This window comes from Thalassotalea fonticola (genome assembly GCF_032911225.1).
GTDB lineage: Bacteria > Pseudomonadota > Gammaproteobacteria > Enterobacterales > Alteromonadaceae > Thalassotalea_A > Thalassotalea_A fonticola.
Genome location: NZ_CP136600.1, coordinates 923,620 through 949,663, shown reverse-complemented (window position 1 = coordinate 949,663; position 26,044 = coordinate 923,620). Strand labels below are relative to the sequence as shown.

At 37.7% G+C, this 26,044-nt stretch carries 18 protein-coding genes and 1 tRNA gene; 13 read left to right on the top strand and 6 right to left on the bottom strand.

From position 1 onward, the window contains the following. Positions 1–290: 290 nt before the first annotated feature. Entirely contained in the window at positions 291–1,178 is an 888-nt protein-coding gene (locus RI844_RS03850) for a LysR family transcriptional regulator (protein WP_348397148.1), read from the top strand. 56 nt (positions 1,179–1,234) lie between these two features. On the opposite strand, the gene RI844_RS03845 is transcribed toward RI844_RS03850, so the two are convergent. Further along, the gene (locus RI844_RS03845) at positions 1,235–5,983 is read right to left on the bottom strand and encodes an NAD-glutamate dehydrogenase (RefSeq protein ID WP_348397147.1); all 4,749 of its coding nucleotides are present in this window, start codon (positions 5,981–5,983) and stop codon (positions 1,235–1,237) included. A 275-nt stretch (positions 5,984–6,258) separates the two neighbouring features. Between RI844_RS03845 and RI844_RS03840 the strand changes: the two genes are divergently transcribed. The 3 genes from RI844_RS03840 to RI844_RS03830 all read left to right on the top strand — a co-directional run bounded on the left by RI844_RS03840 (position 6,259) and on the right by RI844_RS03830 (position 10,017). Further along, a complete protein-coding gene (locus tag RI844_RS03840) occupies positions 6,259–7,536 on the top strand; it encodes a type III PLP-dependent enzyme domain-containing protein (protein ID WP_348397146.1) in 1,278 nt (425 codons plus the stop codon). A 157-nt stretch (positions 7,537–7,693) separates the two neighbouring features. After that, positions 7,694–8,905 carry a sodium/glutamate symporter gene (gene gltS, locus RI844_RS03835; RefSeq protein ID WP_348397145.1) on the top strand — a complete coding sequence of 404 codons (1,212 nt, stop codon included), beginning with the start codon at positions 7,694–7,696 and terminating at the stop codon, positions 8,903–8,905. A 17-nt stretch (positions 8,906–8,922) separates the two neighbouring features. Continuing rightward, entirely contained in the window at positions 8,923–10,017 is a 1,095-nt protein-coding gene (locus RI844_RS03830; RefSeq protein WP_348397144.1) for a transporter substrate-binding domain-containing protein, read from the top strand. Between the two features lie 45 nt (positions 10,018–10,062). Here the strand turns inward: RI844_RS03830 and RI844_RS03825 are convergent, their stop codons facing one another. From RI844_RS03825 to RI844_RS03815, 3 genes are all read right to left on the bottom strand, one after another. Next, positions 10,063–10,200, bottom strand: a complete 138-nt coding sequence (locus tag RI844_RS03825) for a hypothetical protein (RefSeq protein WP_348397143.1) — start codon at positions 10,198–10,200, stop codon at positions 10,063–10,065. A 269-nt stretch (positions 10,201–10,469) separates the two neighbouring features. Then, positions 10,470–11,915, bottom strand: a complete 1,446-nt coding sequence (locus tag RI844_RS03820; protein ID WP_348397142.1) for a hypothetical protein — start codon at positions 11,913–11,915, stop codon at positions 10,470–10,472. Between the two features lie 106 nt (positions 11,916–12,021). Next, entirely contained in the window at positions 12,022–14,904 is a 2,883-nt protein-coding gene (locus RI844_RS03815) for an aminotransferase class I/II-fold pyridoxal phosphate-dependent enzyme (RefSeq protein WP_348397141.1), read from the bottom strand. A 728-nt stretch (positions 14,905–15,632) separates the two neighbouring features. On the opposite strand from RI844_RS03815, the gene RI844_RS03810 reads away from it, so the two are divergent. The 4 genes from RI844_RS03810 (at position 15,633) to chrA (ending at position 21,026) form a co-directional block, all read left to right on the top strand. Beyond that, positions 15,633–16,847, top strand: coding sequence for a carbon-nitrogen hydrolase family protein (locus tag RI844_RS03810; protein WP_348397140.1), 1,215 nt, complete (start codon positions 15,633–15,635; stop codon positions 16,845–16,847). Then, a complete protein-coding gene (locus tag RI844_RS03805) occupies positions 16,844–17,836 on the top strand; it encodes a C45 family peptidase (protein WP_348397139.1) in 993 nt (330 codons plus the stop codon). The genes RI844_RS03810 and RI844_RS03805 overlap by 4 nt, the downstream gene beginning before the upstream one ends. A gap of 182 nt (positions 17,837–18,018) precedes the next feature. Next, positions 18,019–19,752, top strand: a complete 1,734-nt coding sequence (locus RI844_RS03800; RefSeq protein WP_348397138.1) for a Na+/H+ antiporter NhaC family protein — start codon at positions 18,019–18,021, stop codon at positions 19,750–19,752. A 131-nt stretch (positions 19,753–19,883) separates the two neighbouring features. Further along, entirely contained in the window at positions 19,884–21,026 is a 1,143-nt protein-coding gene (gene chrA / locus RI844_RS03795; RefSeq protein WP_348397137.1) for a chromate efflux transporter, read from the top strand. 16 nt (positions 21,027–21,042) lie between these two features. On the opposite strand, the gene RI844_RS03790 is transcribed toward chrA, so the two are convergent. Beyond that, a complete protein-coding gene (locus RI844_RS03790; RefSeq protein WP_348398313.1) occupies positions 21,043–21,582 on the bottom strand; it encodes a DUF3750 domain-containing protein in 540 nt (179 codons plus the stop codon). A gap of 414 nt (positions 21,583–21,996) precedes the next feature. Here RI844_RS03790 and RI844_RS03785 point away from each other — a divergent pair, with 414 nt between their 5' ends. Continuing rightward, positions 21,997–22,764, top strand: a complete 768-nt coding sequence (locus RI844_RS03785; protein WP_348397136.1) for a hypothetical protein — start codon at positions 21,997–21,999, stop codon at positions 22,762–22,764. Between the two features lie 306 nt (positions 22,765–23,070). Here the strand turns inward: RI844_RS03785 and RI844_RS03780 are convergent. Then, positions 23,071–23,161, bottom strand: a tRNA-Ser gene (locus RI844_RS03780). Between the two features lie 175 nt (positions 23,162–23,336). Here RI844_RS03780 and RI844_RS03775 point away from each other — a divergent pair. The 4 genes from RI844_RS03775 (at position 23,337) to tusC (ending at position 26,043) form a co-directional block, all read left to right on the top strand. Beyond that, positions 23,337–23,933, top strand: coding sequence for a DNA-3-methyladenine glycosylase I (locus RI844_RS03775; protein ID WP_348397135.1), 597 nt, complete (start codon positions 23,337–23,339; stop codon positions 23,931–23,933). 441 nt (positions 23,934–24,374) lie between these two features. Beyond that, positions 24,375–25,046 (top strand): Bax inhibitor-1/YccA family protein, encoded by a 672-nt coding sequence (locus tag RI844_RS03770; RefSeq protein ID WP_348397134.1) that lies wholly within the window; start codon positions 24,375–24,377, stop codon positions 25,044–25,046. Between the two features lie 254 nt (positions 25,047–25,300). Continuing rightward, complete coding sequence (gene tusD / locus RI844_RS03765; RefSeq protein WP_348397133.1) at positions 25,301–25,675, top strand: sulfurtransferase complex subunit TusD; 375 nt, start codon at positions 25,301–25,303, stop codon at positions 25,673–25,675. After that, the gene (gene tusC / locus RI844_RS03760; protein ID WP_348397132.1) at positions 25,672–26,043 is read left to right on the top strand and encodes a sulfurtransferase complex subunit TusC; all 372 of its coding nucleotides are present in this window, start codon (positions 25,672–25,674) and stop codon (positions 26,041–26,043) included. The genes tusD and tusC overlap by 4 nt, the downstream gene beginning before the upstream one ends. Position 26,044 lies beyond the last annotated feature (1 nt).

The window sequence follows — 26,044 nt, the reverse complement described above, 5'->3', positions numbered from 1 at the left end:
AATGACTGTTGATTGTAAAGCTATAACCTAAGGTTATACATTATGGATGAATAGCTAAATCACACGGTGTTAAATTGATGTTATCTTACTGAAAAAGTAGCACAATTTTTAAAAAACGCACAAAAATTAAATAATTTAAAAACAATAAGTTTGCACTCTTCTTGAGATATGATTAACTTAAATATGATTACGGCTAGGAACTATTCATGCCATAAATCGTAATATTTTTATCCATGTTTAGAGATTTTTACTGTAGTGCACTGTACGTATTTAACTAAAGAGAGAACTGAATGCGCCTACGTCATATTGAAATATTTCATGCCATCTATACCACTGGCTCTATTACCAATGCGGCAAATATGCTGCATGTGTCTCAGCCTTCTGTTAGTAAGGTTTTAGCTCATGCTGAGATGCAGTTAGGCTTTAACTTATTTAAACGGATTAAAGGCAGATTGATCCCAACCGAAGAAGCAGAGTTGCTTTATACTGAAGTGGACAAAATATATAAACAAATTTTAACCTTAAAAAATACCACTGATAATATTAAAAAATCTGAGTATGGCCGGATAAATTTGGGGATCAGCCCTGCACTTGGTTTTGATGTCACACCAATCAGCATTGCTAACTTTCACAAAAAATTTCCCAATGTCGAATTTAATATCACCACCATTCATAATGATTCTGTGCAACAAGCCTTGATGGAACACAAGTGTGATCTAGCTGTTTTGTTTGCACCTGAAGACATGCCTGGTGTGAAAACAGTAGATTTTGCCTCGTCTGAGCTAGTCATTGTTTACCCAAAGAAATTATTCCCACATTGCCCGGATAAACTTAAACTCAGTGAAGTTGCAGAAGTCGAATTTATTGATATCACCAGCAGTGGTCCATTAGGTGATATTGCCTGGAAAAGATTAATCGAAGAAAAGGTTGCACCAAAATCTTTAATTAAAGTACAAACATATTTTATTGCCGCCCGACTAGTAGCCCAAGGCTTAGGTATTTGTATTGTAGATAAGTTTACCGCGCAAAATAACTTAACCGATGATATTGCTATCGCTTCTTTTGATCCACCTTTGAATATCACGATCAAAGGATTGCACTTGGAAAATAAAGGCTTACCAAAAGTTGTACAGGAATTTATTCCTTATTTAACAAAAGTGTTTGCCAGCAAAAAGTAATTAACAAGTAAAGGCAGTTAAATATTAACTGCCTTTATCTTCAATAAGTTAATTTATTAACTTAATAATGTACGCATCTGTCTATTAGCAAAATACAACTTATCGATATTAAGCACCCCATTAGCTTTTAGATCGTCAATAACTCGTTCAACTCGGTTCAAATCAGACCGTTTTGTTTCTGCCCACTTGTCAATTGCAACGTCAGGAGCGTATTTTACATAGCTTTTAGTAATTTTTAATACTAACTGCTCTCTTAACTCGAGTAAGTCGAGTAATAACGAGAACAGCGCCATTCTTGACCAATGATCTGTTGTTTCTACTGTTTCAGTTTGCTCAATCAACCAGGATATACCTATTAATTTGGTCACTTTCTGATAACTCAATAACACTTTTTCAACGGTAATTTCTAATTCTTGAGCTGTTTTTACAATGTCACAAAAAACCACACTAGACACTTTTAACTGATGAATTTTATCAACAATTCCACGGCTATCCGCTCCTGCATTTAACTTATATAAAGACTTGGCAACTGGTGTAAATGGCAAGATTATTCCATCACCACTAAGCTGTTGTAATAAGTTTATACCCGGACTGAATTTTGCGACTACCGTTTGAATGCTGGATTTATGATCATCATTATTAATAAACCAAATCGCCATTAAACGATAGAAACGTTGTACTTCAACCATCATTTTTATTTGGATCTCAGCAGGAACAATCCCTTCTAAAGACTCGATATCTTGCCAAATCTCATCTAGTTGGAAGATCTCCTTCGTAATGATAAACGCTTTAACAATTTGAGCAATGTTGGCACCGGTTTGCTCCCGTACCGCATGAATACCACCTCGATTGAAAATTTCATTGGCAACGGCAGTGGCAATAATTTGCTTAGCCAGAGGGTGTTCGACAATCTCTGTTGAATATTTTTTCTGCAGTACAGGCGGAAACGCCGCCAGTAAATATTTCTCAAAGTAATCATCTTCGAGAAAATTTTCTTGTTGTAATAAATCGTTATTCACATCCATTTTTGAATAAGCCATTAATACCGCCAATTCAGGACGTGTAAGACCTTTTTTATTTAGGATACGGCCTTGTAATTCATCATCATCGGGCAGATATTCAAGCTCACGATTTAATTCAACACTGTCAACTAGATAATGGGTTAAACGAGTAAAGCTGTCAAAATGGGCATGGTTGTTTGCTTCATCCAAACTCAGGGCTTGTACTTGATAGGTATTGTTCTGTAATACCATTTGGCTTACGTCTTCGGTCATTTCTTCAAGTAAACAATCACGTTCTTTCTGGCTTAATCGTTTATCAATTAACAAACGATTAAGCAAAATTTTGATATTAACTTCATTATCTGAACAATTCACTCCGGCAGAATTATCGACTGCATCGGTATTTACACGTCCCCCTGCTTTAGCAAATTCAATTCTGGCCAATTGCGTACAACCTAAATTACCACCCTCGCCAATTACTTTACATTGTAACTGGGCTGCATTTACTCGCAGAGCATCATTACCTTTATCGCCAACGTCATTATTATTTTCCAAAGTCGATTTTACATAGGTACCGATACCACCAAACCAAAGTAAATCGGCTTTAGCTTTAAGAATGTAAGCGATTAATTGATTTGGAGATAAGGCTTGCACATCGTCTGCAATGTTCAACAACTGTTTAATTTCTGCAGATAACGGAATACTTTTAAGGCTTCGACTAAAGACTCCGCCTCCGGTTGAAATAAGTTCGCTTTTGTAATCAAGCCACGATGAACGTGGCAGGTTAAACAGTCTTTTTCGCTCTTCAAAACTAACTTCGGCATTAGGAGTTGGATCAATAAAAATATCACGATGATCAAACGCCGCGACTAACTTAATGCTTTGTGAAGACAACATGCCATTACCAAACACATCACCAGACATATCGCCAATACCAATGGCGCTAACTTCGTCATGCTGAACATCTATGCCCATTTCTCGAAAGTGCCTTTGTACTGACACCCAGGCCCCCTTTGCTGTTATGCCCATTTTTTTATGGTCATAACCAACACTTCCACCAGAGGCAAACGCATCGCCTAACCAAAAATCATATTGTTTGGCAAGATCATTAGCAATATCGGAGAATGTTGCGGTTCCTTTGTCAGCTGCAACAACAAGATAGCTGTCATCACCATCAAAGCACACTACTTGTTGCGGTTTAATTATGCCTTTTGGGGTGTTGTTGTCGGTAATGTCTAACAGCGCGGAAATAAATATTTTATAACATTCTATCGCTTCATTGGTAATAGACTCTCGAGAACCATCGATTGGCAGTTGTTTAGGAACAAAACCACCTTTTGCTCCTTGCGGTACAATAACCACGTTTTTAACTTGTTGGGCTTTTACTAAGCCTAACACTTCAGTACGAAAGTCTTCTTCTCGGTCGGACCAACGCAGACCTCCACGTGAAACTGCACTAAAACGTAAATGAACCCCCTCAACTCTTGGCGAGTAAACAAACGTTTCAACGTAAGGACGTGGTTGTGGTGCATCTTCAATTTCACCACTTAAGATCTTAAAAGAACAATACGATTTTTGTTGACCGGTGTTTGTCTGTTGATAAAAATTGGTTCTGACCGTTGCCGAGATAGCCGCGACAAAATTACGTAGAATTCGATCATGATCTATCTTGATTACTTTATTTAACTTAATAAAGAGGCTCTTGGATATATCACTGGTCAATAGCATACGCTTGGCAATGGAACTGTCATTAATTGAAAAACGTTGTTCAAATAACGCAATTAAATCGGCAACGATATCAGGATAGGTAATCAACGCTTGTTGAAAATACTCTTCACTATAACCAAGGCCAAGCTGACGTAAATATTTACCGTAAGCGCGAATGATGACAATTTGTCTAATATTGATATTGGCAGTTAATAATAATTTGTTGTAACCATCATTTTCTATTTTATCTGCCCAAACATCTGTTAACGCTTGTTCTAGATTGAATTTTACTTGCTTCAAATCGAGCTCTTTACCTGCAGGACATTCAAGTGTGTAGCTATACATGTCATTGGTTGAACAGTCATTATTAAGCACTTTAAAACCAAATTCATCCAGAGGACGAAAACCTAGGTTTTCTAAAATTGGAATTGAATCGCTTAAGGCAATACCAGGCACGAATGAATAAATGTTTAACCGTAGCAAGTTATTTTGATCTTGCTCGTTACGATAAATTTGAAATTGATATTTACTGTCTTGATTCAGTTTCTCAAAATGTTCAATATCTTTTACCGCAGCTGCCACTGTAAATTTTTCGCGATAACTTTTTGAAAAGCTATTGCGGTACTTTTGCATTAACAGTGACCCTTGCGCATCCCCCCAACGTTCACAAATGAACGTGCTAAGACTTTCTATCCAGCTTTGGGTTTTTGCTTCAATACGAGCAATAAGGCTGTCTAGACATAGCTGACTTGATGATTGCTTTCCTTTTACTAAGGTAAAATGCCATTGCGCCAAGTAGTTATCATTTAACATTGAGCGACGTGATAATATTTCACCACCATAAAATTGACATAATTCGTTTTCTATTTCGTCACGTAAATCCGTGCAAAATGCATCTTTAGAAACAAATACCAGCGCTGATACTTGTTGATTAAAACTGTTTTCTCTAATGAAAGTGCCACACTTACTTTGAGAAGTTAGGTTATAAATGCCCTTAGCTAAGCTAAATAGATCGGCAGAGTTACTCTCAAAAATTTCTCTTTTAGGGAGTGCCTTTAATATATGGCGAAACTTTTTATAGTTATGGCTTTCTTCTTTGTAGTTAATCTCCTGCATTACAGCGTTTAATTTACCCTGTAAATAAGGAATTGTTATCGGGTTTTGATTATTAGCAGCTTGGGTAAATAAACCAATAAACCTATGTATGGCTATAACATTGCCTTGCTTTGAGTATTGTTTAACACTGACTTGATCATAATAGTCATGGCGATGAATTTTCGCCCTTACCGTCGATTTCGATATTAACAAGGTGAGTTCAGAGTCGATAAAGTGTTGCAACTCTTTACTCATCATTTTCAACGACACCTTATCTAAAGATAACGGGTCAACTGATTGTTTAAAAATGCCTAAACTCTCTATATCAGTATTACTCGGATTCTCTGTTGAAAGTGAAACTGGGTAGTAGCCAAGAAAGGTGAAATTATCTTGGCAAAGCCATTGCATAAATTCGTTTGCCTGCTCAACATTAGAGTCATTGTTTTGACTGTTGCCTAAGACCTTTGCTTGATTAAGCATTGCTGCCCAATCATCGGTAACCAATTTAACTTCATTCAATAGCGCAAGAATTTTATCTTTTAAATTTTGTCCTGCATGTTCACTTAATTGACTGCTAAGTTGAAAATAAATAGCAGAAACGTCAACACTTTTCTGACGTTCATCGACTGAGGATAATTTTTGGATATCCAAAACCGGATGCAAACAGGATTTAATCTGATAACCTTCCTCGACTATTAAGTTGGTGATTGAATCGACAATAAATGGTTGATCATCACTAATAATGTGCAAGGTAGACACATTGTCACCATTTTCTTCAATGGTTTGAATCTCTACTTTATTTTCATGAGGTTGACGACTGATAACATGCTCCCAGAGTGATAATGCTAAATTAAAGCGTCGCTCAATTGGCAAGTATTGGATTTCGTCATTTAATGACGACTCCAGCAACTCTTGTGAGAATTCGATAAAAGGACTAACGTTTGCTTTGTTGTAATTGTTATTTATATAACTGTTTAAATCCTGAGAAATATTGGTAGTCATAATAATCACCTTCATTTTAATTGAAATCTTGCCAAATAATTTGTTATTTAATTAGCTTTATCATTTTAAAAATCATAGCGAGCGAACATATCAGCGGCCAATTCATTTCTATAGTAAAGGTATAACCATGAGTTGTAACAAAGCCGCAACAAATTTCTAACATGCATAACCTAAAGTTATGCATCATCTAACACTTAATAATATCTATAGATTTATTGCTCCTTTATCTTAAATGCATTGACATTTTATCAACATTTAAATCTAGAGATACCCACATGATTAGAAAACAACAGATAATTCAAACAGCAATAAAAGCCAACATTATCGATAGTAACCTGAGTGCAATTGGTATTATGGATTTTGACGGTTTACAAAAGACAGTTAGTGATGCTTACGCAGCTTTTCCAAATAATTTCTTTCATACGTTTGCTGTAAAAGCCAATGCTTTGGTTGAAGTATTAAGCGCTTTACGTAAATACGGCATGGGTGCAGAGGTGGCCAGTCCAGGCGAGTTATTATTAGCCAAAAATGCAGGTTATGATAATGAAAGTATAATTTTTGATTCACCTGCGAAAACTTTAAACGACTTACGTACTTGTATTGAGAATGACATTTCATTAAATATCGATAACCTTCAAGAGCTTGCTCGTATAGATCAGTTAATGCAGGAATTCCCAAATACCAAGTCAGTGATTGGCTTTCGTATTAATCCACAAATTGGTGGCGGTGCAATAAGCTCAACAAGTACAGCAACAGCAACATCAAAATTTGGATATCCGTTAGCAGATGGCAACAACAAACAAGAATTGATAAACATATATCAACAACGCCCTTGGTTAACAAGCTTACATACACACACTGGCTCGCAAGGTTGCGCGTTAGAATTGATGGCAAAGGGTATCGGGGTCATTACTGAATTGGCAGAAGAAATAAATAACCAAGTTGGCCAACAACAAATTAAACGTTTAGACATTGGTGGTGGTTTACCCGTTAATTTTAGCTCTGAAGAAGTAAAACCAAGTTTTGCCGATTATGCGCAAGTTTTGAAAGAAAATGTGCCATTGCTTTTTACCGATAAATACCAAGTAAAAACAGAGTTTGGCCGAGCGATTGCAGCTAAAAATGGTGTGATTATTACTCGCGTTGAATACACTAAAAACTCTGGCGGTCGTCATATTGCGACTACACACGCTGGCGCGCAAATTTTTACTCGAACGGCCTTTTTACCAAAGTCATGGCCAATACGAGTTACTGGTTATAATGCAAAAGGTATTGAAAAAACAGCAGAAACTGATGAAATTATAGCGACTGATGTTGCAGGACCTTGTTGTTTTGCTGGTGATTTAATTTGTGTCGATCAACAACTGCCTAAATTAAATCCAAATGACTATGTTATGGCCCATGATACTGGCGGTTATTACTTCAGTAATCACTTTGATTATAATAGCTTACCTCGTGTCGGTGTATTTTCAGTAACCGGAAAAGATGACAACTTAAATATATCTTGTATTCGCAAGGCAGATTCTTTTGAAGACGTAGCCAGTAAAATGTAACTACGATATTTTATTTTGTATTACAGAAATAAATTATTCATATTTAATTAACAAAATTTATTAGCAGAGATAAATATAAAGCTTACACACAAGAATCACCCTGCTAGTATGCAGCTGATAAACAACAATAAAATAAATTAGAGGTAAATACTCTCCCATGGAAATTGAAATTGGCCTTATTGAGACATTATTAGTAGCGTTATTGATCTTGTTTGCAGGGTATTTTTGCAATAGTAAAATTTCATTTTTACGTAACAACAATATTCCTGAACCTGTGGTTGGAGGTATTGTATTTTCTTTAATTGCAGCAATTGCTTATAGCTATTTTAATATTGAACTTAATTTTGATATGAGCTTTAAAAAGCCGTTCATGACGATATTTTTTACCACCGTAGGATTAGGTGCCAGTTTTAAGTTATTGCTTAAAGGTGGTCCGAAAGTGGTGCTGTTTTTAATTGTCACTTCTATGTACTTGATCCTGCAAAATGCGGTTGGAGTATCATTAGCGCTAGCAAGCGACATGAACCCATTAATGGGCTTGCTTGGCGGTTCAGTAACCCTTTCCGGAGGGCATGGTAATGGTGCTACCTATGCTGATTTATTTATCACTGAATATAACATGTCAGGTGGTGTATTTGAGTTGGCGATGGCGGCGGCCACTATGGGTCTAGTCTTAGGCGGATTGGTAGGCGGCCCAGTAAGTAAACGTTTAATTAAACGCTATGACTTGAAAGCCGGCGAATACCACGAAGAACTCGATGACACCATAACGTTCAATCCAGAAGATCATGACCTGGTTACACCGAAAAAAATGATGGAAACCTTATTTGTTATTCTGTCATGTATGGTGATCGGACATTTGGGACACATGGCTCTAAAAGAAGCAGGTGTTGTACTCCCTTCTTTTTTAATTCCTCTATTGTTTGGGGTGTTAGCGACTAATTTATGTGAGTTCTCTAAATGTTACAACTTGAGTCGCGCTTGTGTCGATTTATGGGGCACAATGGCATTATCAATATTTTTAGCGATGGCACTAATGTCATTAAAAATTTGGGAGCTGGCAAACCTCGCGGGGCCTATGATGGTTATTATATTGATCCAAACCGCGGTATTAATGATGTTTGCCTATTTTATAACGTTTCGCATTATGGGTAAAAATTATGATGCAGCAATTATGGCCGGCGGACATTGTGGTTTTGGTTTAGGGGCTACGCCAACAGCTGTCGCTAATATGGAAGCTTTAGTTGCCCGCCACGGTCCATCTCCACAAGCCTTCTTAGTCGTACCTTTAGTTGGTGCTTTTTTCATCGATATTACAAATGCTTTGGTGATTCAGCTATATTTAAGTTTACCTTTTGTTGGAAACTAACGGTAGGATGTAAAATATTGCGTAAGCTTATCTTCTTAATTGCCTTTATATCGGCAGCATTGCTGCCGAATAATACTGTACTTGCAGAAAGTGATAATAATCAAGTCGCCTCCCAACAAGTGCTGCGCATAGGGACTATGCACTCGCCACCTTTTGCTATTAAAAATTCTGACAATAGCTGGTCTGGGATCAGTATCGAATTATGGCGAGAAATTGCCATCGAATTAAACATTAAATACGAATTTGAAGAGCGTCCCCTGCCAGAACTACTTAATGGTGTACAACAGAAGGAGTTAGATGCTGTTATTGCAGCCATAACGATCACTGAAGAACGTGAGCCTTTAATGGATTTTACCCACCCACACCATACTACAGGTTTTGCCATTGCGACAAAATCTGATCAAGAAAGTAATATCTGGCTATCTACTTTTAAGCAGTTATTTTCATTACAATTTATTCAGGTTGTTGGATCATTATTTTTGCTACTGTTTTTGGTAGGTTGGCTCATGTGGCTGGTTGAACATAAACATAAATCCAAATGCGAAGACAGCCACACCATTCAACATGTAAATGAAGGCTTTTGGTGGGCTGCAGCAACAATGACAACGGTGGGATACGGTGATAAAACCCCCCTCACTAAAGTAGGTAGAGCGATTGGGGTAATATGGATGTTTACTGCTTTGATGATAGTTGCTAGTTTTATTGCCGCCTTTTCAAGTATATTAACCGTACAAAAAATAAATACTAATATAAAACATTTGCAAGATTTGAATAACTTGCGTGTAGCCACATTAACGGGCTCTACCAGCGCAACTTTTCTTAGAAATAACGGTTATATGATCAAGGCCTATCCAAATGTAAGAGATGGTCTACAAGGCATTGTTGAAGGCAAGGTAGATGCAATGGTATACGATGCACCATTACTGCAATATTTTATTCAAACTGAATTTAAAGGCCAAATTGAAATTTCAGCCGCAACTTTTGAACGCCAGGATTACGGCTTTGCCTTAGCGCAAGGAAGTGAACTAAGAGAGCCGTTAAATCGGGTATTGTTGCGTATTGTGCGCAACGATAGTTGGCGAGAAAAACTTGAAAAATATTTAGGCAAATAGCTTTTATACCTATTTGATTAAATATCAAATCAGCTTCGTATTTTTTTATACGTCAAATACTTCACGTTGTTCAGCCACTTCAATACGAATATCAAAATCGCGTGGCCAACCGCCATTATCATAATCAAACTTTGTTGACTCTAACGTATTTTTTTCTTCAATTACTTCATTTTGATCTTCCATCAACCTTTCCTCTTTAATATATTTTGTAGTATTTTTACAACAATAACAGGTAAGAATCAAGTTTAATGTGATTTTAAGCGATATTTATGTAATTTAATTACGTCATTTAATGTGTTGTGGCCTAGTATTCTTTATATAAAAAAAAGGCTAGGAATAAATATTCCTAGCCTTTTTAATTCAGAGAGAATTAATTTACAATTATCAGAGATGCTATAAATTTTGTTATTTTTAGTATTATTAACTACTGGTACAAGAAGTTAAATGAGCCTTTAAAAAACCTTACCGAGTATATCCGTATCAGATAAACTAGGGTGAATTTCAGTCTCAAGGCTTGCTGATTGGAACTGCGACTTCATTGCCCCAACCCAATTTTTAGCCCTAGGTGTAAGTTTGTCGTTTTTAGTTTGCAAATGACCTCTAACTAACAACACTCCCATATCAGCACCTTTATAAATGTACTCTCCTGGTCCTAAAATTCGTAAAAAGAATGCTTCATCCATACCTGACACATTACTCCAATCGGCAGTTCGACGCACTAATTCAACATCATTGTTTTGGGTAGTTCGCCAAATACCAGAGCGTGGCACCTGTTTAAGTAACCGAACATCGTCACCGGTATGTTTGAAAACAACTTGTGACCAGGTATCAAAATCACGCCAGCGTTTTTGGATGTCACGAATATTGATATCATAGTCAATCCCCATATGCTCTAACAAATGAAACATCAACAATGGCACGCCACCGTATTTTTGTGTCAATAAATTAGTGATTGGTGATGCCCCACTGATGCGCGGGTTTAATTCGCCAAGATACATACGACCATCTTTTTTATCAATCAAATAATCAATACAGAAAGTACCTTTATAACCTTCTTGATAAAGGCGCTCACCAAATTTTTTCACCATGCGCTCTAATTTAGTACGAGCATTTTTTTCGAGTACATTAACGAAACCCTCGTTACCGCTCCATCCGCCTTTAAATGGGGTGAGTTCTTTATGACCAACAAGTTCAGTTAAAATAGGGCCTACAATAGTGCCGTGTTTCGTCGCTACGGCTTCAACAGTGCCACAACGTGGGTCAATGCGTTTCATTACTTTAATTTCTTGGCCGATGATCAGCTTTTCATATTGCTGCCAATCTTTTTCCGAGGCGATAAAGAACGTGGTTTTACCCGAATCTCCGTATGGTGTTTGTACCACTAAGTCTTTACCTAGCTTTCCTGATTTTGCCAACGCCATTAACTGCTCAAAGGTTTCGGCTTCACCCAACACATTTGGTACACTAGCTACCCCGGCTTCATTGGCCATTTGGGTAGTGACAATTTTCGAGTCTAAATGGTTACGTAATTCGTGCGATGGCATCGCTAAGTTAATACCCATATCTTTAGCAAGTTGTTCTGTTTTTTCATCGAACATCACTGCCATCATATGTCCACCACCGCCCTGCTTTGCCATGTAGTCTTTTGTTTCGTTATGCTCTAACAAATAGTTAACTACATCTTCTAAACAGGTGAATTCAGGGGCGCCACGATCTTTGGGGGTAAATACCCGATGATGTACACCATCAAAACAATCAAAATAGTTAACATACGTCAGCGAAGGAACTAGCTGTCCTAATCCTAAAATATTAAAAGGCGATGCTGAAACAAAATATATCGGTTTTTTGTAGGTCCGAAAAAATTTGTATATTTCCGTTAAACCATTGAGTTTTTTCATAGCTGTATTCTCTTTAGAGTCTGATTAGTGTTGTTATCGTGTTTTTTAGTTTAATCCCCTCTGAGTTATGCACCAGAGGGGCGAGTTGTAATAAAGTAACTACCTGTTACTTTATTGCGGGTACTTTTTGTTTTCGCTTAGTTGCCGTTTTGACTACCTTTGCGGGCTCTTTAATTGGCATAACCGCTGCCAATTCAGCAACCATTTTTTGTTCGAGTCGATTTAAAGCTTGTTCAGTAAACACACTTAAACCAAGCTCAGGGTTATAGCCATGAATTTCGGTCACATCGAGTGCTTTCATGTATTCCAAAATTTCTTGGCTGATCACTTGCCCTGGTACTAAAATAGGGAAACCTGGTGGATAAGGGATAATAAAAGTACTTGAAACAAGCTCTCTTCCTGCTTGCATTGCGCGCTCAAGTTCACCGTTATCTAAGTTTATGTATTCATAATTGTCACAATCATAAGAAAGGAAATAGGCTTTACGAATATCTCCTTCATCTGTACCCAGATTTGTACCGGGTCGAAAAGCACTATGAAAGCAACTAAAGTCAGGCAATGGCGGTAACTCTTTGGTTAATGATACAACCCGTTTTTGATGAATAGCACGTTCGGCCGGACTCATTTCTTCATCACGAATTTCCAATTCATTAACGGTTTTGTATAAACAATTTAATAGATACATGATCGAGCTACGCGAAGTACCAATATTAACCATGAAAAGAATGGTATTTCGCGAGGTTTTATTAATTTGGATGCCGTATTTATCCATCAAATACTTATCTTTGAAGGTATTACCATCGATACCGGTTTTACCAATATGCACGGTGATCCTGGTTGGATCGACCACAAACTCATCATTAGCCCAGGCTTCTTCCATTTGGCTGAAACCGCTGTCAACATTGAAGTATGTTTCAACGCCGGATTCACGGAATTCAGCGGGAACCAGATCTTTATTAACGAGTACATCAAAGTATTTCTTCAAACGTTCACTTTGATACGCCGATTGACGCATAGTCATTGACAATTCAAGCTGCTTGTTGACCATTTCATAGCCTTCAAGTTCGGCTTGTCGACGACCAATATCAAGTGATGCCAAAATTTGATAATTTGGCGAAGTAGACGTATGTGTCATATACGCTTCGTTAAAGGTACTTTCAACTTTTTGTCGAAAATCCTGATCAAAGATATGGATCATCGAACCTTGACGTAACGATGTTAATGTTTTGTGTGTGGATTGCGTGGTATACGTACGAATTCTGGCAATATCCGGATTAGGCATCAGCTTATTTTCTAACATCCAGGCGTGCTGTTCATCGGGTGACAATTTGGCAAGGTGCTGCTGATAGGCTTCATATTTTTTACGATATTTTGTGCGCTTAAAACGTCTACTTAATGATGCTGCTGAAAACATTGCTGTACGGGTACGATAAATAGGGTTAAAGCTAGCAAAAGCAAACCAGGCTTCATCCCATAAAAACACTAAATCTGGTTTTATTGCCAGACATTCTTCCATCACTTGACGCACGTTATATACCACACCGTCAAAGGTACAATTGGTCAACAGCAACATTTTAACTCGATCTAACTGACCTAATTCTTTGTATTTCAATAAGTTTCGCTTTATTTCTTTTAATGGTACGCCGCCATAGATGGAGAGATCATTTATCGGGTAAGAATCCAAATACTTTACGTGTGCTCCAGAAAGTACCATGCCGTAGTGATGTGACTTATGACAATCTCGGTCAACCAAAATAATATCACCCGGCTGCACCAGCGCTTGTACTACGATTTTATTCGCAGTTGATGTGCCGTTTGTGACAAAATAAGAACTGCGCGATCCGTAGGCTCTAGATGCATATTCTTGGGCTTTTTTTAACGGTCCTTTAGGTTGCAATAATGAATCTAACCCACCGGATGTAGTGGACGTTTCAGCGAGAAATATATTGGCCCCATAAAAGTCGAGCATATCTCCTATCCAGTTCGATTTTTCTATCGATTTTGCACGAGAAATTGGCAACGCATGAAATATACCGGTAGGTTTTCGACTGTATTTTTTTAGGGCTGAAAAAAATGGTGTATCAAAACGTTCAGCAATACCGCCCAAAATACTGTGGTGCATATCTAAGTTGGAGTTTTCACTATAAAATACTCGTTTAAAATATCCATCATCATCTTGATTGGTAGTTTCCATGGCCATGTCGGAGATTAAGTATAAATCCAACTCTGGTCGTAAATAATTGATCAATCGACCCAGTTCACTGCCCTGATTTTTACTGTTATAAACATATTTACGCAGCTTTTCATCGATAGCCGCAACTACATGAGTAATCAGACCGCTATTACGTTTCGATTTCATCGGAAAACTAGGTCGTAAGATGCAGGCTTGAATATTAGGGTTAATTAACACCGCGATAATGGCATCTTCAAATGTAGGCACAACGATGGTGTTGTAGGTGAACTGATCATCATGATGACGCATAGTTCGCATCGCATTGAGCAATTGGTTTTCTGCATCAATGAGTAAATCATCGACAATAAGAACTTCAAAATATGGTCTTGAGCGAGAATTATTCGCCCCCTGAATACTATTCGGGTTTTCATCATCCGCTTCTAAATTGGCTTTTGATTCAGTGGTTGATAAAGATAAATCCACGTCTTTACGGCGATAAGTACCATTTTCCAAAAAATAATGAATTTGCGCGACCGAATGGGTTAAGCCAACATAATCTTTCTGTTCAAATTGGATCCATAAATAACGAAAATCTTCTTTCGATGGAAATGCGGTATAATCCTCAATACTTTCCAGTGACGTTAATGAGAGTTCAACTGCCTTCTTTAATCGGTTATGCCCTTTACTGCTGCGACTGCTAGTTGAAAGGTGAAAGGTATATTTTTTTAATTTCACCCAGGTATCTTGCCGTTTATTATTAAGTTGATGATAAAAGCCGATCATCTCTTGAGTTTTTTTATTTTCAACGTTACTCATAATGTAATTATCCAGTGTTTGTTCGTATAAAGTTCAAGGTTTACCATCAGCCTTATATAAATTTCCGTCGTATTAAATTAGACGTATTTTATTGTCACAGTAGTGTGAGATATTTATAAGCAAGACCATTAATTCTAAAGTCTTAATATACATAGAAAAAATATAAGCACAGCATTTTAGAGATTCTGATTTTTGTGAAATTGATAACCTAAAGTTATAGAGTGACAGCAACAGAAGTTGCTCATAGATAATTAGATGGAAATAAAAATTTTGCCAATGATAGGATCAACAAAAGTTATCGATTAGCACAAAATCAAACCATGAACGGAACCAAAACATACGCTATCCTATTGAATACATAACATTTTCGTAAACGGAGAGTGGGTTGTTAATATTGTTTAATCTGAATGTTAATGCTATGTTTTAATGGTTAAAATGTAGTCAGATATTGATGTTTTTATGACTAGAACAACAATTAATATTAACTTTACGTTATGCACTAGTGATAAAAAGGTATACCTTGGTGTTTCTAATTCTCGATAAAATTTGATAAATTTTGATTCAGAACAAAAAAGACAAATCTGCAGAAAGAGTAAGTTAACTATTTCAATTAGCAGGTTGCAATAAATCCGCTTTTGTTAATAGCCGTCGCATTTGCCACACCAAATTAGGCTATTATGAATCAAGGGCTTTCCACATAATAATCACTAAATCAGGACACACTAATTATGACGCCATTTGGTATAGCTGGCATACAAATGAATTTGCAGCATGGTAACAATGTAGACGCGATTGAAGATAAAATTAATGTACTGATGAGCTTGTACCCATGGGTAGAGATGGTAGTTGTCAGTGAACTGGCCGCTCATGGTCCTTTACATAGTTTTGCAGAACCCATGCCTGGGGTAACTGAAGATCGTTTTTGTGCTATGGCACAAAAACATAACATATGGCTAATTCCCGGTTCGTTTTTTGAACAACGAGATAATGCAATTTTTAATACCGCGCCAGTGATCAACCCACAGGGCCAAGTTATTGCCCGTCATAGAAAGCTATTCCCATTTTGTCCTTTTGAAGAAGGCGTAGAAGCTGGGGACGAATTTGTAGTATTTGATGTACCTGGCGCGGGCCGTTTTGGTGTGTGCATCTGTTATGACATGTGGTTTCCTGAGGTACTTCGGACTCTTACTTCAATGGGCGCTGAAGTTATTTTGCACCCGGTATTAACCGGCACTAATGATCGTGAGATTGAATTAAACCTGGCCCGTAGTAGTGGCGCTCTTTTTCAAAGCTACATCATTGATGTCAATGGTTTGGGGGTCGGTGGTGTCGGTCAGTCATGCCTTATTGATCCTTCTGGCAGAGTCCTGCATCAAGCAGGTGAAACTGATGAGTACTTGGTTACTGAAATTGATTTCGATCTCGTTCGTCGTCAACGAGAAGTAGGTTTACGGAGTCTAGGCCAACCACTAAAAAGTTTTCGTGACAGCAAAATAAACTTTACTGTTTATAACAAAGAACAACGAACGAATGATTATCTTGACAGCTTAGGTCCATTGCAAAAACCAACTAGGGAAAGTAAAAGCAGGATCGCAACAGAACCGGGCCCAAGTGTTAATAATGATGTTGTTATCCCTGATGTTACTCAGCCATTTACTCAGCACAAAATTGCAGAGCCAAACGATGATCTGAACGTAGTTGATTATGGCAATTTGGCTTTAGACCATTCTGGTGATAATCCATCAGCAGCAAATGAGCCACATAAACAGTTGAATTTAACAATAGCAGCCAAAGAAACTGTTGATTTATCGGCTATGACTAAAGTAGCTGAAAGTGTAAAAATAGAGATCGATAAAAATAGTGCCGGCACGGAGTCTGAAAACGGCAACTTAAAATGGTTAAAAGATGCTTCAGCGCAGTTTAAGCAATACATTAAATCATGATTGAACAAATCCCCACAATGGGGTTTTCGTCCCAACAAGAACACTTTCTAGGTGAAAAGTTGGCATTAACCTACGCTCAAACCTGGCCAGCTTATCATCGCTGGTTAAGCCGCGCCCCTGAACGTGTAAGTGCGCAAGAGGGGCGAGAAAAAATACAACAATTTATGCCCAAATTACTCGTTACCTATGATGGTTTATGCCAGGCCTTTGGTGCTGATGAGCAAACGTGTGCATTTTTATGTCTGTATAAACCGCCTGTTTTTCGCTCTGGTTGCTCTCAAGCTTGCAAAACCAACTACGGTATCGAACTGGTGCGAAATTATGACTTCCCTTCACAGTTATGCGACCGATTATTATTGCATACCAATTGGAATGGGACTCGGGTAATTGCCATGACCGACTGTTTATGGGGGGTTATTGATGGGATGAATGAGCATGGCTTGGCAGTTTCACTAGCCTACGGTGGCCGTCAGGCACATGGTGACGGTTTTGCCATCACCATAGTATTACGTTATATACTAGAGTTTTGCAGCACTACCGAACAAGCCGTTGACGTGTTGACCCATGTGCCCATTCATATGCCGTACAACGTTACAGTAGTAGATCGTCAAGGTAACAACAAAACAGTTGTAATTTGTCCCGGCGAAAAAGTTCAGGTTAACTCCCTAGCCTTCGCGACCAACCATCAAGACGGCAGTGCCATTGAAGACATTGATGCTATTGCCGACAGTTACACTCGAGCACAGTATTTATCAACTCGTATAGCCGACCCCCGAGAAGCTAAAAATTCTTTGGTTGATTTATTTCTGCAGCCACCATTGTTAAGAAAATCCAGCGACTGGCATGGTTGGGGGACATTATACACTGCTCGCTACCAACCATTACTTGGTGTGGTTGAATTACACTGGCCTGATGGCCAAGTTTTACGACAAAGCTTTGATCATTTTGTTGAAGGCGACATTAGCGTCAGTTCATCGGCATATATGTAATAAACATAATTGAACTTAAATTTGTTTCTAATTGATGGTCGCATTAACTATCATTGCAACTACGACATGTCGATTAATTAAGCATTCTCTTTTCTGCTTTTTTCCTGTATAGATAGATATTGTATCAACAAATATCCACATTACTTAGCAGGCTAAATAATGCAATTTCAATGGAAAAATGAATGAAGCTAATCAGTGAACGTCACAATCATGTTGCCCTGTTCGTTTTTGTAATTGGCCTGTGTTGCGCTCTTTACATCAATAAAAATGTTGAAAAAACTTGGGTTGAGCAATCTTATATTTACAATATATACACCTCAGACTCAGGTTTACCCGCATATAAATACAAAGATCAAGAAATTGTTATCACTAACAGTGTGCCTTATCATGAATCGTTGCTCAGTCAGGAAAATTTAAACAAACGCCAACTTCCGCCACAATTAGAGCAACAGTGGGTGGTAGACGATAAACAGCAATTAACCCTGTTAAAACCGGCGTTTCATTTCAGTCTTTGGTCATTGTTACCCGCCTTTATCACTATCGCCTTGTGTTTGTTAACAAGAGAGCCTATTACCGCCTTATTTAGTGGCGTAGTTGTGGGTGCAGTTATGTTAGGAGAATACAACCTCACCGATAATGTCATTATCCCAAACCTTGCTAAAGAAGGAACAGCAGCAATTTTATTGTTGTATTTATGGTTATTAGGCGGATTATTGGGGGTTTGGACCAAAACAGGTGCCGCGCAGGCATTTGCTGACTATATGACAAAACATTTTGTTAGAGGCCCAAGATCGGCAAAAGTTGTAACCTGGTTGCTTGGTATTTTATTTTTTCAAGGTGGTACCATGAGTACTGTGCTGGTTGGTACTACGGTAAGGCCACTGGCGGATAAAGCAAGTGTTAGCCATGAAGAAATGAGTTACATTGTTGACTCTACTGCGTCTCCCATTGCTTCCGTGATAGCCCTGAATGCCTGGCCCGCATATATACAAGCGCTAATATTTGTGCCGGGAGTAGCATTCCTGGCAACTGAAACAGATCGTTTAAAATTTTTCTTTAGCAGTATTCCATTTAGTTTTTACGGCATACTTGCCGTGGTTGGTACCTTGTTATTAAGTTTAAATATAACCAAATTTTCAGGAAAGAGAATAAGAGCAGCACATCACCGCGCTGCAACAACGGGTGAGTTAGATGCAAGTAATGCCACGCCACTGAGTGCTAAAGAGTTACAGCATTGTAATGTTCCAGAAGACTACAATCCGCATGTGTTGGAATTTTTCATACCTCTGCTAAGTCTAATTGCGATTGCAGTAGTTACTTTTATCGTTTACGGTTCGCCACAAATTAACTGGGCCTTTGGCAGTGCCCTTTTATTGTCAATTTTTATCGCTTTAGGCAAAGGAATGTCGCTTGTCAATGTTGTTGATGGCTTTGGTAATGGCTTAAAAGGGGTTGTTGTCGCTTCGGTAATTTTGATGTTAGCAGTTATTATTGGCACTATTAGTAAAGAAATAGGTGGTGGTCTGTTTCTCGTATCACAACTGGGTACACAGCTACCGTTTTGGTTATTACCGGTTATTTTGCAATTAATGACTATGGTGATTGCTTTTTCAACAGGCACTAGCTGGGGTACATACGCAATCGCTTTTCCACTGGCAATGCCACTCGCTTGGGCAATCTGTGAGTCGCAAGGTCTGACAAACCCCGAACTATTTATGGCGGTATGTTTTGCTACTGTACTTAATGGCAGCGTGTATGGCGATCAATGCTCGCCCATTTCTGACACGACTATACTCAGTGCGATGACTACAGGATGTGATTTAATGGATCATGTGAAGTCGCAAATAGCGCCTGCGTCTTTAGCTGCGGGGCTAGCGGCTATGTTATGGACATTAACTGTGCTGGTATTTGCTTAATACTATTCTTTATGCAGATTGGTATAACAACAAATTTAAAGAAACTTGTCATCATAATTTAACTTAAATTTAATTGAATCCTAAGCAACGCTCTAATAAAATTAATGCAATACGTTGTTAGGGTGAATATATTGTTTACAGTTTTTAAAACCTTTTTTCTGCTCGGTTGGGTTAGTTTTGGTGGCCCCGCTGCCCATATAGGCTATTTCAGAAGTACGTTTGTTGAAAAATTAAAATGGCTTGATGATCAAGAATACGCACAATTAGTTGCATTGAGCCAATTCATCCCAGGACCTGGTTCAAGCCAGGTTGGCTTTGCTATTGGCTATAAAAAACATGGTCTTGTTGGTGCTTGTTTAGCATTTCTCGGTTTTACCCTACCTTCAATATTACTAATGCTTATACTTGCAATGGTAAGTAGTCAACTTACTGAAACCAGTACATTTGAACATATTATTCATGGCTTAAAACTTTTAGCTGTTGTTGTTGTTGCTGATGCTTGTTGGGGAATGTATAAAAGCTTTTGTAAGCAAACGATCACAATATCTTTATGTTTCTTTACTGCGGTTGTTTTATGGTTGATTTCAGGTGTTGTGCCGCAAATAGTTGTACTAATTTTAGCCGCGCTTGTTGGTTATAAATACCTGTCCGGCCATACAGACTACGTCGCTGATAAATCAAGTATTTCATTATTTCCTTTTTTATTTTTTATTGGTCTATTGTTTGGCCTACCAATATTAGCTCAATATTCAACGTCAATAAAAGTATTTAGTGATTTTTATCAAGCTGGTAGCTTAGTGTTTGGCGGTGGCCATGTTGTACTGCCGTTACTACAAAACATATTAGGTGATCAAATATCTCAAGATTCATTTCTCACCGGGTATGCAGCCGCTCAAGCGGTACCAGGCCCTATGTTTACTTTTGCAACTTATTTAGGGTTTCAATTGTTACCAAGTGCGCCGATCGTTGGCGCATTGATTGCAACATTGGGTGTTTTTCTGCCCGGCTTTTTATTACTGCTAACCGTACTAAATAATTGGCACAACTTAGCAAAACACCCTAATCTTTCAGGCGCTATTGCCGGAGTAAATGCTGCTGTTGTAGGTTTACTGTTTGCTGCACTGTATACGCCAGTATTTACAAATGCAGTGTTTAATACCTTGGATATAGCTCTGGTAGCTGTAGGCTGGTTCTTATTGAAACACTTACAACTATCAATAATGTGGTTAGTGAGTTTTTTTATTATTTCAGCTTTAGGCTTAGGTTTCCTATGAGCTATTTTACAAGGTTTTAGTTGTCTAAGTCGGCATAACCACTGCCTATAGCACTAAACGGTAATTCTAATTCAAGCTCTGGAACCTGCAAACCTAACCATGCTAAAAACGTATTACTATTAGGTCCCGGGAACACACTATATTCATCTGCCCAAGGGTATTGCTTAATTGCGTTTTGAATTTTAGGAATTAATTGCCCAGCTTCTTCTCCCTGAATAGAGAGTAATTTTTCAGGCTTAGATCCGTACCAATAACGATCTGGGGTTATGGTTTGATAGCTTCGCAATGCTGGCAAACCTCTTTTTACCCGCCAGCCTATCACTTCATAAACGGTGTATTCTGACGCATTCGCTTCTTTAAATGCGATCCAAGGGTGTACAGCGAACCAACCACGCCAGCTAAACGCATCCGCGGCATAAACTTCAATCACCGCACGTTTATTGTCACCAGGGTTGGAAGCAATACCTGCAGATTCTCGACTGGCTGTTCGCCAGTCATTATTGGCACAACCACCTACAAAAATAACAAGCAGTATGATGAGTACACTATTTTTCAACACTATTGTCCTTGGGATTAGCTGTTGTACAAAAGACTTATAAAGTCGACTTTAAATACTTGGAATATATTAAGCCTAGCAGCTACGTTTTCTAATAAATAGCGCTAAGATTAAAGGATTTGTAAGTAGATTTTTCAAAATACTTATTTTTCAATGACAAAAACATAATCTTTCGATCAGGGTTTCTCTTAAACTTGAAGAAGATTGGTCTATACGAACAAGACTTTCGTTAGCTAAGAATGTTCGGGAATTAACTATGCTTAATTTAACTCTGGATTGTAAATTAAGAGCTTGTGATTTCATCAAACTTAAGTGAAGGATATTACACACGGCACAAACATTATTGATTAACATATAACGAAAACTTATGACTATAATAAAAGAACTAATAAAAATAGTTCTCTAGGGTATTCAATGGACATACAAACACTCAAAAAAATAAGTTTTACCTTTACCATAGGTTTAATGTTTCTCTCTAACGTCGCATTAGCCGATGACTGGTCGTTTCAACTAGAACCTTATGCTTTAGCCACAACTATTGAAGGCGATGCTGGTATAGGTGTTGTTGACTCACCTGATATTGAAGTAGATTTTGATACTATACTAGAAAACCTCGAAATGGCCGGCATGCTGCATTTTGAAGCTCATCACACATCAGGTTGGGGTTTCGCCCTTGATTATGGTTTTATGGACTTACAAGGTAAAGTATCGTCAGATGCTGGCGGTTTTGTCGATGCCAGTGTGCGCCAAGGCGTGTTAGAAGGGCTAGTGATCAAAAGAAAACATTACCCAAATGTTTTTGTCGATTCATTTATAGGTTTTCGTTGGTGGGATAACGATATTGACGTTCGCATTAAATCAGCAGTTTTACCGATTGATTTTGAACGTAACATCGAAGAAGACTGGGTTGATCCTATCTTAGGTATGCGAATTTTAGTTCACATTACTCCAAATTCTACTATGGTGCTTCATGGTGATGTTGGTGGTTTCGGAGTGAGTTCAGATATTACCTACTCCATGCAAGCAGGAATTATGTACCGGATGACTGAATCTTTAACATTAGATATGCGCTATAAAGCCACTTGGGTAGATTACGAAGATGGTAGTTCTGGTAAGCAAGGTTACTTTAAGTACGACACCGTCACTCATGGCCCGCTTCTGGGCTTATCTTATGATTTTTAAAATATGTGTAGGATAAAAACCCTATGGGTTTTTATCTCAATTCTAAAACGAAAAAGCTCAATCTTTTGATTGAGCTTTTTTCTTAATATGGCGGAGAAGTGAAGATTGGACTCTAAGTTGGATTAGAGCTACAAACCCATGCTCTAAAATTTTGGTAAAAAAAAGCCCAAACTGATGTTGGGCTTTTACTTTTAATATGGCGGAGTAATGGAAGATTGAACTCTAAGTTGGATTAGCACTACAAACCCATGCCTTTTCTTGAGACGAAAAAAAACCTAATCTTTCGATTAGGTTTTTCTTTAAATATGGCGGTGAGATAGAGATTTGAACTCTAGATGGGCTACAAACCCATGCCGGTTTTCAAGACCGGTGCTTTCGACCACTCAGCCATCTCACCTGAAGTCTTAAAACAATGCTTGCTTCAAGATGGAGCGCATATTAAAGGCTCTCTTAATTGTTGTAAAGCATTAATTTAAAAAAAAAGTTTGTTTGTAATTTTTTTCACCAGTTAGCTGAAATTTTCTGCTAAATTAACAATATATATACAACCAACTTGGTTTTAAGGAAAACAAATGTCCAGCTCTAATAATAATCTAAAATGTCGATGCCCTTGGCTAGATGGAACTAAACCCGATTATGTTGAGTATCATGATAAAGAATGGGGAGTTCCGGTTAAAGATGATCAAACTATGTTTGAATTTTTAACCTTGGAATCTGCACAAGCTGGATTAAGTTGGTATACCGTTCTAAAGAAAAGAGAAAATTATAGGCGTTTATTTGCAAACTTTGATGTTAGCGCGGTTGCTAATTTTGATGATGTAAAAGTTGAAGAGTTGTTATTAGATGCGGGCATTATCCGCAACCGTTTAAAAGTAAAAGCGGCAGTCAATAACGCAAAACTGTTTATTGAAATACAAAAAGAATTTGGTAGCTTTTGCGCATATATTTGGGCCTTTGTTGATCATAAACCTATTGTGAATGATTTAAACAATCTTGATGACTACCCTGCTACTTCAGAAATTTCAGATAAACTTAGTAAAGATTTGAAGAAGAGAGGTTTTAAGTTTGTTGGCTCTACTATTATCTACGCGCATATGCAGGCCTGCGGTATGGTAAATGATCACAGCAATGACTGTTACAGAAAACAACAAATTATTGATGCTTATTAGTGTCATTATTTGTATCGTATGTCATAATATGTCACGATTTATGTTTACCTAAGCTTCGGTATACGATATAAAAGTAGGTAAAGGGATTGATTTAACATCATTTAATATTATAAATATTGAATTTTTTTAATTTGACCCCATCTAATTAATACCCGTTACCATTCAAAGTGCGGGATTACAGTGGGAGTTAAATGAAATTTAGGCAAGGCATTGAATTTAGATAATGGTTGTTCCATTATTCAATTCAATAACGCGGCATAAATTGCATTTAAACCCATCGAAGAAGTGCTTGAGCAATCCCACTACTTCGTTGCAGCTATTTGTAAGGGAATAACCATTACTACATAACTGCGCCTTGTATTGGAATCGCTCAAACACTCTGAAACCTGTATCTTGAATGATAACGGGTATATAAGTAATTAAGTTTTCAAAGGAAATTTTATGCAATCTCAAATGGGTTTTAATACTGCTAGCCAAAGCTCAGCTATCGAAATCAATAAGGTTTTACGCAACACCTACATGTTATTAGGTATGACGTTAGCTTTTAGTGCGGTAACAGCGGGTATATCAATGGCCATGGGCCTTTCTCACGTAGCAGCGTTAGTTATGACCTTAGCTGCATTCGGTTTATTATTTGTAGTACACAAAAAAGCTGACCAAGCTAGCGGAATCTACTGGATCTTCGGCTTTACCGGTTTAATGGGGGCTTCTTTAGGGCCAATGTTAAGCATGTACGCTTCAATGCCTGGTGGTGGTGGACTAATCATGCAAGCGCTTGGTGGTACTGCATTAATATTTTTTGGTTTATCTGCATATGCATTAACGACTAAGAAAGACTTCTCATTTATGGGCGGCTTCTTAATGGTAGGTTTATTAGTTGCCATCGTAGCATCTATTGCCAACATTTTTATGGGCATCCCGGCTTTATCACTAGCAGTAAGTGCTGCAATTGTATTAATCATGTCTGGTTTAATTTTATTTGATACAAGCCGTATAATTCACGGCGGCGAGACAAACTACATTCGCGCTACAGTGTCTTTATACTTAAACATATACAACTTATTTGTAAGCCTATTGCATTTACTTGCTGCGTTTACAGGAAATGATGATTAATAAATTTTAAAAAATCATTTATAATTAAAAGCTCCCTACTATGTACGGAGCTTTTTTTTGTATAGGGATATACTTATACACGACAGGCATGGATAGCCTTTAGAGTGTGATTTATACATGGATAACTTAACTTAGAATCACCAAGGATCGTTCCTACGCATCCATGCGTTCACGGCATTCATTACGTCGTGTAAATTATGGTATTAAGTTTGTAAGAACAATTATTTTAATCATATAAGAGATATAGATTTATTTTGAGCTGCTTTTCCTTGGTTGTTACAACCTCGCCCATTGATAATAAAACCAATACAGCATTAGCTTTTGCCAATGAATTGGTTCAACAAGGGCACACTATTAACGGCATCTTCTTTTATCAAGATGGCGTGTTAAGTGCGAATAAATATGTGCAAGCGCCTAGTGATGAAATTAATTTATTAACTGCTTGGGCTGATTTCAACAAACACACATCTACACCATTACACCTTTGTATTACCGCCGGTGAACGTCGAGGGTTAACCGACAGTGATGATGAACAATTAAATCATAATATTCATGCTGCATTTACTATCTCTGGTTTAGGGGAATTAGTCGTTTTAACCAGTGCAGCAGACAAGGTTGTACAATTATGATGCCCGATCAAATTAAAAAATATGCCATCGTAAATACCAGTTCAACCTTTGATAAATTTAATGCTAAAGAAGCCTTGGATGCGGCATTGATATTAGCCAGCTATGAAATGGATGTGTCATTATTTTTTATTGGTGATGGTGTATATCAAAGCCAAGCAAATCAAAATCCTGAACTTGTTAACGGTAAAGATTTTATCTCTTCATTTAAAGCATTAGGTTTTTATGATATTGATGATATTTATATTAGTGAGGCTTGTTTATTAGAAAGGAAACTTTCTGCAAAATTCGCCTTTAAAGATGCTAAATTAGTAAACAAAGACGAATTTTCAATTTTCCTTAATCAAGCAGACGTTATTTTAACTTTTTAAT

Coding starts and splice junctions, on each gene's coding strand:
- RI844_RS03850 (WP_348397148.1), top strand. CDS start 291: ATGCGCCTACGTCATATTGAAATATTTCATGCCATCTATACCACTGGC.
- RI844_RS03845 (WP_348397147.1), bottom strand. CDS start 5,983: ATGACTACCAATATTTCTCAGGATTTAAACAGTTATATAAATAACAAT.
- RI844_RS03840 (WP_348397146.1), top strand. CDS start 6,259: ATGATTAGAAAACAACAGATAATTCAAACAGCAATAAAAGCCAACATT.
- gltS (WP_348397145.1), top strand. CDS start 7,694: ATGGAAATTGAAATTGGCCTTATTGAGACATTATTAGTAGCGTTATTG.
- RI844_RS03825 (WP_348397143.1), bottom strand. CDS start 10,200: ATGGAAGATCAAAATGAAGTAATTGAAGAAAAAAATACGTTAGAGTCA.
- RI844_RS03820 (WP_348397142.1), bottom strand. CDS start 11,915: ATGAAAAAACTCAATGGTTTAACGGAAATATACAAATTTTTTCGGACC.
- RI844_RS03815 (WP_348397141.1), bottom strand. CDS start 14,904: ATGAGTAACGTTGAAAATAAAAAAACTCAAGAGATGATCGGCTTTTAT.
- RI844_RS03810 (WP_348397140.1), top strand. CDS start 15,633: ATGACGCCATTTGGTATAGCTGGCATACAAATGAATTTGCAGCATGGT.
- RI844_RS03805 (WP_348397139.1), top strand. CDS start 16,844: ATGATTGAACAAATCCCCACAATGGGGTTTTCGTCCCAACAAGAACAC.
- RI844_RS03800 (WP_348397138.1), top strand. CDS start 18,019: ATGAAGCTAATCAGTGAACGTCACAATCATGTTGCCCTGTTCGTTTTT.
- RI844_RS03785 (WP_348397136.1), top strand. CDS start 21,997: ATGGACATACAAACACTCAAAAAAATAAGTTTTACCTTTACCATAGGT.
- RI844_RS03775 (WP_348397135.1), top strand. CDS start 23,337: ATGTCCAGCTCTAATAATAATCTAAAATGTCGATGCCCTTGGCTAGAT.
- RI844_RS03770 (WP_348397134.1), top strand. CDS start 24,375: ATGCAATCTCAAATGGGTTTTAATACTGCTAGCCAAAGCTCAGCTATC.
- tusC (WP_348397132.1), top strand. CDS start 25,672: ATGATGCCCGATCAAATTAAAAAATATGCCATCGTAAATACCAGTTCA.